An 11,127-nucleotide genomic window follows, 5' to 3' on the forward strand; every position below is an offset into this window, starting at 1 on the left:
GATGCGCATCGACCCGGCCTTCCTATTCGACCTCGACGGCACGCTGGTCGACAGCGTCTATCAGCACGTCCTCGCCTGGAAAAAGGCGCTCGACGCGGAGCACATCGATTTGTCGGTCTGGCGCATTCATCGCAAGGTCGGCATGAGCGGGGGCTTGTTCGTCAACCAGCTGCTGCGCGAGACGGGCATGGAAATCGACGCCGAGCGCGTGCGCCGTTTGAGCGCCGCCCACGCCTCCGCTTATCTCGAGATCGCCGACGGCGTGCGCCCGCTCCCGGGCGCGCGGGAGCTCCTCGCATGGCTCACCGACGCCGGCGTCCCCTGGGCGATCGCGACGAGCGGTCGCATGGAGACGGCGCGCGTCAATCTCGCCGCGCTCGGCGTCGATCCCGCCCGCACGCCGGTCGTCACCCGCGACCAGGTCGCGCACGCCAAGCCCGATCCAGACCTCTTTCTCGCTGCAGCCGAACGGCTGAACGCGCCCATAACGACGGCGTTCGTCGTCGGCGACAGCATATGGGACATGCTCGCCGCGACCCGATGCCGGGCGCTGGGCGTCGGCCTTTCGAGTGGGGGCTACGGATCCGACGAGCTGCGGCAGTCTGGCGCGTTTCGCGTCTATGACGATCCCGCCGATCTACTGTTCCACATCGACGAGATCGGTGGAAGGAAGTGACATTCGGTCGCTCTGCTCGCACTCGCTAGAATGAGCCATAAATGGTCGTCGCGGACGTCGTGGTCCGACGACAAGAAGAGCGGACTTCGAGATTCGAAGCGAGGGGAGTCGCATGATCGACGCGGCGCGGCAAATCGTCTGGTTCGAGGAAGTGACGCGCGACGATGTTCCGAGCGTCGGCGGAAAGAACGCCTCGCTCGGAGAGATGATTTCCCGACTCACAGAAAAAGGCGTTAGGACGCCCTCTGGATTTGCGACGACAGCGCAAGCCTATTGGCGCTTCATCGACAGCAATGGCGCGCGGAATGTCATCGCCACGACGCTCGACGACCTCGAATCCGGCCACATCGCGCTCGCCGACGCCGGTCGAACAATTCGTAACGCCATTCTACGCGGCGAATGGTCGAGCGAAATGGCGAGCGCCATCGTCGAGGCCTATCGCGAGCTGGGTCGGCGCATCGGCAGGGACGCGCCCGATGTCGCGGTGAGGTCGAGCGCAACCGCCGAAGACCTGCCGAATGCGAGCTTCGCAGGACAGCAGGAGACCTATCTGAACATTCGCGGCGAGCGGGCGTTGCTCGACGCCTGTCGGCGCTGCTACGCATCGCTCTTCACGGATCGCGCGATAAGCTATCGCAAGGCGCAGGGTTTCGACCATATGAAAGTCGCGCTGTCGGTCGGCGTGCAGATCATGGTCCGGTCCGACACAGGCGGCGCGGGCGTGATGTTCTCGCTGGACACGGAGACGGGCTTCGACAAGGTCGCGCTCATCAACGCCTCTTGGGGCCTCGGCGAGAATGTCGTGCAGGGCGCGGTGGACCCGGACGAATATGTCGTGTTCAAGCCGTTCCTCTCCAATGCGGCGCTGTCGCCGATCATCGAGAAGAAGCGCGGCGGCAAGCTGGTGAAGATGATCTATGCACAGGGCGGCGAGCAGCCGACGCGCAATGTCCCGACGTCCAAGGCCGAGCGCGCCTCCTTCGTGCTCGCAGACGAGGACATTCTGACTCTGTCTCGCTGGGCCTGTCTGATCGAGGACCATTATGGCCGGCCAATGGATATGGAATGGGCCAAGGATGGCGAGACCGGCGAGCTCTTCATCGTCCAGGCGCGTCCGGAGACGGTTCAATCGCGACGCGAGGCGAGCGCGCTGAAGTCTTATCGCATAGGCAAGAAAGGCCGCAGGATCTGCACGGGATTGGCGATCGGCGACGCGGTGGCGACCGGCAAGGTCTGCGTCATCGAGGATGTTCGCGACATTGGTCGTTTCGTCGATGGCGCCGTATTGGTCACGCGCACGACCGATCCGGATTGGGCGCCCATCATGAAGCGGGCCACGGCGATCGTGACCGAGCATGGCGGACGCACCTCGCATGCGGCTATCGTCAGCCGCGAGCTCGGATTGCCGGCGATCGTCGGCGCGCCGGATGCGACGCGACTGCTCCACGACGAGCAGATCGTCACCTTGTCCTGCGCCGAAGGCGACACGGGATTCGTCTATGATGGCGTCGCCGAGATCGAGATCGAGGAGCTCGATCTCGCCGCCGTTCCGGCGACGCGCGTCGAGGTCATGCTCAATCTCGCCGATCCAGCCGCGGCCTTTCGCTGGTGGCGTCTGCCTTCCGACGGAGTGGGCCTCGCGCGGATGGAGTTCGTCATCAACAATCACATCAAGATCCATCCGATGGCGCTGGTCCATTATGATTCGCTGAAGGATGAGGCGGCCAAAAAGATCATCGCCGAGGCGACGGTCGGTTACGAGAACAAGAGCGATTATTTCGTCGAAGGGCTCGCGCGGGCGCTCGGCCGCATCGCCGCCTCCGTTCATCCGCGGCCGGTCATCGTGCGCATGAGCGATTTCAAGACCAATGAATATGCCTCTCTGGTCGGCGGCGCCCAATTCGAGCCGAGGGAAGAAAATCCGATGATCGGCTTCCGCGGCGCGTCGCGTTATTACTCTCCGCGCTATCAAGAAGGGTTCGCGCTCGAATGCCGCGCCATACGCCGTCTTCGCGACGAAATGGGATTCACCAATGTCATCGTGATGATCCCCTTCTGCCGGGCGGTCAAAGAGGCGGATCGCGTGCTCGAGGTCATGGCGGCCAATGGGTTGAAACGCGGCGAGCACGGGCTTCAGGTCTATGTCATGTGCGAGATTCCCTCGAATGTCATTCTCGCCCGCGCCTTTGCGGAGCGCTTCGATGGTTTCTCGATCGGCAGCAATGATCTCACGCAGCTCACTCTCGGCGTCGACCGAGACTCGGCGGAGCTCTCCGATCTGTTCGACGAGAGGGACGAGGCGGTGAAATGGATGATCCGCACCGTCATCGACGCCGCGCGCGACGCGGGAGCCAAGGTCGGGCTGTGCGGGCAAGCGCCGAGCGACCATCCCGATTTCGCCGAATTCCTGGTCGAATGCGGGATCGATTCCGTGTCGGTGACGCCCGACAGCTTCGTCGTCGTGAAGCAGCATGTGGCGGCCGCGGAGAGTTGATTGACCGCGACCCGTTCAGTAATCGATGACCATCCGGCTGAAATTCGCCGAGGAGATCACATCGCCGTCGATAACGCAGGATTGTCCGTCCGCACATGCGCGCTTGGCCCCCTGGGTAACCACTTGTCGCGAATATTTCGTATGGATCGGTTGGCTGTTGTCGTAAGGCCGACCGCAGAAATATTATCCTTCGCTGTCTTCAGTATTTCGCCAAACTTATGATGCTTTTGCGGCCTCTTCTTTTTTGACCAGGCAGCTTATACCTCATCTTTCAGCCCCCCAGTTTGAAAGACTTTCTTTTTCGATTAGGTCGGGGACTGCATTGAGAGCCGTTAACCGCCATAGAAGCGCCGTCTGGCTTCTTGCTCTATGTCGAGCCGCAACTGAAAGTCCGCAAGCTTTTTCATTTCACGTCTACGCGCTTCTTCGTCTGGAGCAGCGCGCAATACGCGGGTCTGCTCTTCGACGGCTTTACGCAATTCGATTTCACGGGGTAAGGCTCCAGCTTCAGACATGATGCGGAAGCCGATGGCGTCCACACTGCTACCACCGCTCAGATCTAGGGGTTTTCCTGCCCCCTTTAGGTTATCGAATTGACCTTCGATTTGAGCCTTTAGAATTTGCCTTTCAGCCAGACTGGAAAATTTCACTGTTGCTTTCCCTTTGCTCTTGATCAAGCCAAAAATCCTCGCTCCAGCTCGTCGAAAACGGGCCAGAACATTTCCAAGTCGTGAGGTCCACGAGCGCCAAAGGCCGTCAATGCACCGGTGATGACCAGCGCGGCGGGTAGCGCTGTCAGATCGGAGCGGAACGCACCTTGCTGCTGCCCTATCGTAATGATCTCCGCGTAACGGCGGCACCATTCCTGTGTGAAGGAATCGATCATTGCCGCAACTTCTGGCTCGGATCGACCGACCTGTCTGAGTTGAGCCAAGCAAGCCGCCAACTCAGGACTGTCGCGAAGACTGTCGTGATATGCCTGCGCTTCAGCACGAAGCTGCGCACCGGCAGGCCTCTCCGCATCGGGGGGCGGCGGCAATTTGCGAAGAAAGTCATCTCGCGTGGTTTCAGCGACCAGCACAACCAATGCGGCCTTGTTTGGTACATGAAAATGCAAGGTGGAAATGTTGATGCCGACACGCGCCGCGACGTCTCGGGTCCGTAACGCAGCATACCCGTTTTCCAGGATCAGCGCCCTTGCGGCTTCAGCGATCATCGTCCGGCGTTCGTCTTTGCGAATATAGGACTGCTTTTGGTCATGGCTTGGCATAAATCAATCATATGATTGATTTATTGCTCTGACAAGGGATTGTTCGCCGATTTCAGAGAGAAGTCGCGTCTGAAGGGGGTCTTCCTCACTTTCCGTGTTGCTGATAGCCGCTTCGAATTCGTAACACTCGGAAAACACATGGGATATTGAAATGCGCGCCGCTTGAAAAATCGGGAGTAACAAGATCGCTCGAGCGGCTAACATTTGTCCATTCTTTCAATACCTTTCGGCAGGCTCGCGCGACAGTATGAGCACGGAAAGTGAGGAAGACCCTCCTAACGCAGGATTCGCGGAGTTAAAGGCAACGCGACACCAGTGGCGGGTCCTCTCGGCCCCGGTGTCGCCGAGGCGCCTGTCGCTCGCGCTTCACGAGCGGCGATAAGGCGAATTGAGATGCGCGAACTCGTATCGACCGCAAATGGTCACGAGTTAAATCAGATTTGAGCGGGCTGCTCGCCTTTGGGCTCGATGCGGCCGGTTTGATCAACCTCCTCGTCTCGGAGGGCGATGCGCGCGATCCGATCGACGACGCTGCGCGACGCGAGAGCGCCTCACGTCTTGGGCGCGGGCCGGCGACGTCGTTCCGGCGCGTTTGCGGCGCTTGACACTGTCGCGACGCTACCCTGGCCATCCGTCGGCCTGGTTCTCGAGCCACGCGCACCACCGACGGCCGCGGGAGGAGGGGGGCGCTCTCGTCGACGCGCCGCTTTTGTTTCAGGATCGGATCAGCGCGATCGTGAACGGCGCACAGGAGAGCCGCTCGCGGCGCGACCCGGCCCTGGCGACACTCTGGGCGCAGCTCGACATTCTGGGGATTGCGCGGCCGATTCTGGCGCTGCGCAGCGCCAGCGGGTGGCGACGCCCGGAACGTCATCGGCTCCCCCGATTCGCTCGGGTGCTCACCGCTCCGATTGCGCATCCCGACGCTCAACGCGGCGGACGCGGTTCTCGATCTGGTTACCGACCCTGTCGAGGCGCTTCGAGCCCCCCGCGCCGTTGCGAGGTCTTCCGGCGGGACTTCGCTCGGCGCACGTGTATAGCGACGGCGGGGCGGGCGAATTCCGACGCATCACGTGCGAGATCCTGGCAAATCCGAGATGGCGGGACGCCGAAGATCTCCCGCAGCGACGGCGACGACGCGTTCTGTCGCGGCCGATCGGCGCCCCGCGCTCGCCGCTCGGCGCAGGCAGAGCGGCGTCGGCCGGACGGGGCTGGGGCCATGGATGTCGTGTCATCGGAAGCGCTCGAAGATCTCTCTCCTGTCCAAGGGCCGTCCCGCGGGCACACTCGGATGCCAAAAATCCGACGCCGCGGAGCACTCCCGAGCGCGGAAACCGCCTCGATCGCCCGGAAATCCGGGGCTGTGGGATTATGTCCGATAAACCAACCTTATCGGACTTGATGGGGTCGACCCGAGAAATCGCGAGTGTTGTCAATTTGCATTTCAATCCGGGACTTGCCCATTAAATGATCTCAACAAGATAGCTGAGACCGAAGTGCCCGCCCAGACAGTTCAATCGAGACTGGCGCGGACATTCCGGGCACTCGAAATCGAACTCGTCGACCGGTCGATCGACAGAGGCATTTTCGAGGGCGATGCCCGCTTCACCCAAGGAATTCATGCGCCGCCTACCCTTTCAATCGAGACTCAGCACGCAAAAGTCTCATATGGCGTGCCGCAAATCGTAACATTCATCCCGAGTCCCGGATTGAAGCGCCAATCGACAACTCTCACGTCGCACGGCCGTGTTCAACCTGAGACCGCCGGCGGCGATCTCAGTCGTTCTTCTGAAAAGCGAGCTTGAAGGTCGCGCCGCCGCCCGGCGTCTCCTCCACCCATATTCGGCCGGAGAGCTTCTCCATCAATTCACGCGCTATGGCGAGGCCGAGGCCGGCGCCGGGCGTCGCCTCGCTCTTGCGCCAGAAGGCCTCGAAAATCGCGTCGCGATGGGCGGGCTCCACGCCTTCGCCATGATCTTCCACCTCGACCACGGCGTCGGCGGTCACGCGCACGACGACGGCGCCGCCCAAAGGCTCGGCACGCACGGCGTTGGCGATGAGATTGCCGACGACGCTCTCCAGCGCCCATTCATAGGCGCGCGCGACGACCAGCGTCGGCGGCGGCTCGAAAGCGAGGCGGCGGCCGGCGCGGAGCGCGATCGGCGTGTAATCGGCGGTGACGGTCAGCACGGCCTCGCCGAGATCGAGCTGCGGCGCTGCGCAAGTCTTGGCGCGCTCCTCGACTTGCGCCAGCACCATGAGCTGCTCGAGGATCGTCTGAATGCGCAGCGAATCGCGCTCTAGCTCTCGTTTGATCGGCGTGTCGTCGAGCTGATCGAGCCGCGTGCGCAAAATGGTGATGGGCGTGCGCAGCTCATGCGCCGAATTGGCGATGAAGCGACGCTGGCGGGCGACGCCAGCGTCGACGCGCTCGAGCGCGCCATTCAGCGCCTCGACGAAGGGAAGGACCTCGGAGGGCATGTCGGCCGTGGGCACGCGGCGATCGAGCGAGTCGAGGTCGATCTCGGCGAGCTTGGCCGCGCTGACGCGCAGAGGCGTCAGGCTCCTGCGCACGACGACGAGCGCGACCAGCGACAGCACCGCGCAGAGTGGAATATAGGCGAGGACATTTGCCGTGGTGGGATAGTTGTAGAGCCAGAACAGCATATCGTCCCAATGGAATTGCGCGCCATAGACGACGGTGCCGAAACGGCCGAGGGGCGTGCGCACCATTCGGGCGGAGCCGCGCGAGTCGGGGTCGGCGTCGCCTAATATGTGGAAGGTCGCACCGAGCATTTCGAGCTTGCCGAGCTGGCTGCTGAAATAATCGACGAGCTGCTGCGACGAGCCGGCGAAGGCCTCGCCTGTCTGCGCGTCGAAAGCCGCGAAACGGAAGCGCGGATTGCGCGCCAAATAGTCTCGCAGCTCCGGCGTCGGCTCTATGCGAAGCCGGCCCTCCGGCGTCTTGCGGACGGCGTGCATGACGATGACGCGCGCGCGCTTCACCGTATGGCCCTCGAGCCGCACATAGCCGACATCGTCGACGCCGAACGCCGCCAGCGGCAAGAGCACGGTCGCCGGAACGGTGAAGAAGGCGATGAGCGAGAAGACGACCCAATTGAAGACGAGCCGGGAGGAGAGCGAGCGAAGCAGCCTCACGCGCGCGATATCTCGATGAGATAGCCGATGCCGCGCAGCGTATGGATCTCGACGCCGGCCTCGCATTCCTTCAGCCGCTGGCGCAGGCGCGAGACCGACATTTTGAGCGCGTCGAGCTGCACATTGTCGTCGAGCCCATAGATTTCGTCGAGCAAGGTGCTGTGCTTGACCGCTCGTCCGGCGCGCCGCATCAGCGCCTCGAGCAGCAGCAATTCGCGCTTGGCGAGGACCAGGGGGCTCCCGCGCACGAAGGCCTCGCGCTGGTCGAGATCGAAGGACAATTCGCCGAGCGCGACCGGCGGCAGAGCGGCGCCCTGTGGACGTCGCAGCACGGCTCTTATGCGCGCCAGCAGCTCGTCGACGTCGAAGGGCTTGGTGAGATAGTCGTCGGCGCCGGCGTCGAGCCCGTTGATCCTGTCGTCGATCGAGCGCGCCGCCGTCACCAGCAGCACGCGCGAGCGCGGCTTGGTCGCGCGCAGCTGCTTCAGAATCGACACGCCGTCGCCGTCGGGCAAGCGGCGGTCGAGCAGGACGACCGGATAATCGAATTGCGCGACCGCCTCCACCGCCTCCGCCAGCGTCGCGACGCTGTCGGCGACATAACCCGATTTGGTGAGCCGCCCGGCGACGAGCATCGCCAGCTCCGGCTGGTCCTCGACGATCAAAATCCGCATCTATTCTTTTCCGCCCCGCCGCCGAACGACAGCCTAGCCGCCGGTGTCGTATCTTTGCAACAGGTCGCAGCGAATTCGCGCCGCCCGGCCATCGCCGGGGCTGTCGTTACGCTACCGTTATGCGAATTTTGTTAGAGGAATTGTCCTCATCTGGCGTGAGGATGCAATTTTGCGGCGTCTGGTTCGGGTTTTCGCGCTTCTGCTCGTTATGCAGGGCTTGGCTATGGGCCTCGGCCGCGAAGCCGCAGCCGCGCATGCGGTCGGGATGGGCCGCGTCGGCGCGGCCTCAGGCGAATGCCGGCCACAGGGCCGCACGACGCCGGGGCGGCCGCACCCGGCCGATTGCTGCCTGATCTGTTCGGTCGACCGCGCGGACAAGCAGGCCGATCTGCTCGCCATTCTCACCAGTCGCGCGCCATTTCCCGAGCCGCGCGCCTCCGGCTGCGCCGCCCGCGCCGAAGACGGAGGGCCTCGCGCGCCTTCGGCCTGCGCCTGCTCCGCCTCGGCCCGCGGCCCGCCGCCCGTCTCTCCGCCGATCGAGCGCAGCCGTCGGGCCGCATGATCTGTCTGCTTCAAGCGCGTCCCTCGAAGACGCGGCCGGAGACCATCACAATGCATATTGTTTCACGCGCGGCGCGGCGCGCCCTCGCCAGCACGGCGCTATCCCTCGCTTTTCTGGCTCACGCGCAGGCGCAGGAGCTGCTGCCGACGATCGACATCGGCGCAACCGCGCGCCGCCCGGCCGGCGCCGATGATCCGCGCAGCGCGCGATCGGGCGACCGCGTGACCGGCTACGCCGCCGCCAGCGCCGCCTCCGCCAAGCTCGACGCGCCAATCCTCGACACGCCGATCGCCGTGCAAGTGGTGACGCGCCAGACGATGGACGACCGCCAGGCCATCTCCATCAATGACGCCGTCGTCGGCACGGTGAGCAGCACATCGTTGATGCCGACCGGCTGCACATTGTTCCAGAATCTCATCATCCGCGGCTTTCCGACCGGCAATCTCCAGCTCTCGCAATCTTATCGCAACGGCCTGCTGCTTCCCGCGCAAAAATGCCCGAGCACCGCCAATGTACAATCGATCGAGGTGGTGAAAGGTCCTGTCGCCATGCTCTACGGCCGCGTCGAGCCCGGCGGCCTCGTCGACACGATCATCAAGCGCCCGCTGGAGACGCCCTATTATTCCGTCCAGCAGCAGGGAAGCTCCTTCGGCGGCGCGCGCACGACGATCGACGCCACTGGTCCGATCACGCCGGACAAAGTCTGGCTCTATCGCGTGACCGCGGAATTCAATCACAATCCGTCTTTCATCGATTATGTGACCGATGATCGCTGGTTCGGCTCGGCGACCGTCACCTATCATCCGAGCGAGCATTTCAAGCTCAATGTCGACGCCGAATATACGGATGTGAAGGGCGTCGACAACAACCCGAATATTCCCGCCATCGGCTACAACGCCGCGCCGATTCCGATCAGCCGCTATCTCGGCGATCCCAGCATCACCGTCGACAATCCCAGCCACGACATGCGTCGGCAGGTCGCCTTCGATTGGACCTATGATCTCGACCAGGATTGGAGCGTCACCAATCGCTTTCTCTATTCCAACAGTCGCGCCATTCAGACGAGCTTCTTCCTCGTCTGCGTCAATCAGCCGGGCCAGCTCAACAACACGCCTGCGGCCTGGTGCCCGAGCTCAGGGCCGGTCGGACAATCCAATGTCTCGCTCAATTGGGGTCCGGTCACCTATCGCACCATCACCGGCAATCTCGATGTGAAGGGCAGGTTCGACACGGGATTCCTGCATCATTCCGTGCTCATCGGCACGGATCATATGAGCTATTCGCAGGTCGGCGACATTTATCAGTCGAACCAGGCGCAATCGCTCAACATCTATGCGCCCAATTATTACAATGCGAGCATCGCGCCCTATAGCGGCCTCGGAATCTCGCGCTTCATCACGCCAGCCAATGGCACGGCCTTCATCCGCGCGCAGGAGTGGCAGGGTCTCTATGCGCAGGACATGATCTCCTTCTTCGACGATCGCGTCCATCTTCTGCTCGGCGGCCGCTATGATTTCGCCAGCGCCGTGAGCTCGGGCCAATCCTCGACCTCGGCTCTGCTGAATAATGCGCTGATGCGCGCCAATTATCTCGCCGTGCGCGTCGCCGATCACGCCTTCAGCCCGCGCGTCGGCCTCTCGGTCCAAGCGCTGCCCTGGCTCGCCTTCTATGGCAATTACACGGAGTCCTTCGGCGTCAACAATGGCGTGACGCGCAACAACACGCCGCTCGGCCCACAGCGCGCGATCCAGTGGGAAGGCGGCATGAAGGCGGAGCTCTTCGACAAGCGCCTCATCGCCACGGCGGCCTATTACGTCATCGATAAGCATAATATCGCGCAGGCGACGCCGAGCGCTCCGACGGCGCTGCGCAATTATGTGTTCGATCTGCTCGATGCACGCAGCGAAGGCGTCGAGCTCGACGTGAGCGGACGCATCGACGACAATTGGAGCGTCATCGCCAATTTCTCCCATATGTCGACGCATGTGACGAGAGGCTCGACGCCTTCGGCGACGGACCCCTTCGATGTGACGACGCAGGCGCCCATCGCCGGCAAGCGCCTGCCGGCCGTGCCTGACAATATGGGCAATGTCTGGGTGAAATATGAGGCGGACGGCTATTTGCGCGGCTTGAGCGGGGCGATCGGCGTGTCGCGCGTCGGCAACGCCTTCGTCGATCCCGCCAACACCTATCTCGCGCCCGCCTATACGAATCTGAACGCGATGGCCTCCTATCGCTTCCAGCTCGGGGGGAGCTTCGTGACGGCGCAGATCAACGCCGACAATCTCACCA

The 11,127-nt window shown here is 62.9% G+C and carries 8 protein-coding genes; 4 read left to right on the forward strand and 4 right to left on the reverse strand.

Annotated features, from left to right (window positions below):
* The first annotated feature begins 1 nt into the window (after nt 1).
* Together METLW3_RS0121345 and ppsA are read left to right on the forward strand one after the other, a co-directional pair.
* On the forward strand, nt 2-676 hold the full coding sequence (locus METLW3_RS0121345; protein WP_024881814.1) for an HAD family hydrolase: 675 nt from the start codon (nt 2-4) through the stop codon (nt 674-676).
* 112 nt (nt 677-788) lie between these two features.
* On the forward strand, nt 789-3,170 hold the full coding sequence (gene ppsA / locus METLW3_RS0121350; RefSeq protein WP_024881815.1) for a phosphoenolpyruvate synthase: 2,382 nt from the start codon (nt 789-791) through the stop codon (nt 3,168-3,170).
* 332 nt (nt 3,171-3,502) lie between these two features.
* Here the strand turns inward: ppsA and METLW3_RS27760 are convergent, their stop codons facing one another.
* From METLW3_RS27760 to METLW3_RS0121380, 4 genes are all read right to left on the reverse strand, one after another.
* Complete coding sequence (locus METLW3_RS27760; RefSeq protein ID WP_198022825.1) at nt 3,503-3,847, reverse strand: DUF1992 domain-containing protein; 345 nt, start codon at nt 3,845-3,847, stop codon at nt 3,503-3,505.
* Entirely contained in the window at nt 3,844-4,386 is a 543-nt protein-coding gene (locus tag METLW3_RS0121360) for a TetR/AcrR family transcriptional regulator (protein WP_024881816.1), read from the reverse strand. Before METLW3_RS0121360 ends, METLW3_RS27760 begins: the two co-directional genes overlap by 4 nt.
* 1,830 nt (nt 4,387-6,216) lie before the next feature.
* Complete coding sequence (locus METLW3_RS0121375) at nt 6,217-7,599, reverse strand: HAMP domain-containing sensor histidine kinase (RefSeq protein WP_024881817.1); 1,383 nt, start codon at nt 7,597-7,599, stop codon at nt 6,217-6,219.
* Nucleotides 7,596-8,273, reverse strand: coding sequence for a response regulator transcription factor (locus METLW3_RS0121380; RefSeq protein WP_024881818.1), 678 nt, complete (start codon nt 8,271-8,273; stop codon nt 7,596-7,598). Before METLW3_RS0121380 ends, METLW3_RS0121375 begins: the two co-directional genes overlap by 4 nt.
* Before the next feature lie 169 nt (nt 8,274-8,442).
* Between METLW3_RS0121380 and METLW3_RS28920 the strand changes: the two genes are divergently transcribed.
* Entirely contained in the window at nt 8,443-8,835 is a 393-nt protein-coding gene (locus METLW3_RS28920; protein WP_166671906.1) for a hypothetical protein, read from the forward strand.
* Nucleotides 8,836-8,885: 50 nt separating this feature from the next.
* A partial coding sequence (locus METLW3_RS0121395) for a TonB-dependent siderophore receptor (protein WP_198022826.1) occupies nt 8,886-11,127 on the forward strand: 2,242 nt, incomplete at its 3' end.

The sequence above is a fragment of the Methylosinus sp. LW3 genome (genome assembly GCF_000527115.1).
Lineage (GTDB): Bacteria > Pseudomonadota > Alphaproteobacteria > Rhizobiales > Beijerinckiaceae > Methylosinus.

Excerpts from the sequence above, each read along its gene's own strand:
- METLW3_RS0121345 (WP_024881814.1), top strand. The coding sequence starts at position 2 with ATGCGCATCGACCCGGCCTTCCTATTCGACCTCGACGGCACGCTGGTC.
- ppsA (WP_024881815.1), top strand. The coding sequence starts at position 789 with ATGATCGACGCGGCGCGGCAAATCGTCTGGTTCGAGGAAGTGACGCGC.
- METLW3_RS0121360 (WP_024881816.1), bottom strand. The coding sequence starts at position 4,386 with ATGATCGCTGAAGCCGCAAGGGCGCTGATCCTGGAAAACGGGTATGCT.
- METLW3_RS0121380 (WP_024881818.1), bottom strand. The coding sequence starts at position 8,273 with ATGCGGATTTTGATCGTCGAGGACCAGCCGGAGCTGGCGATGCTCGTC.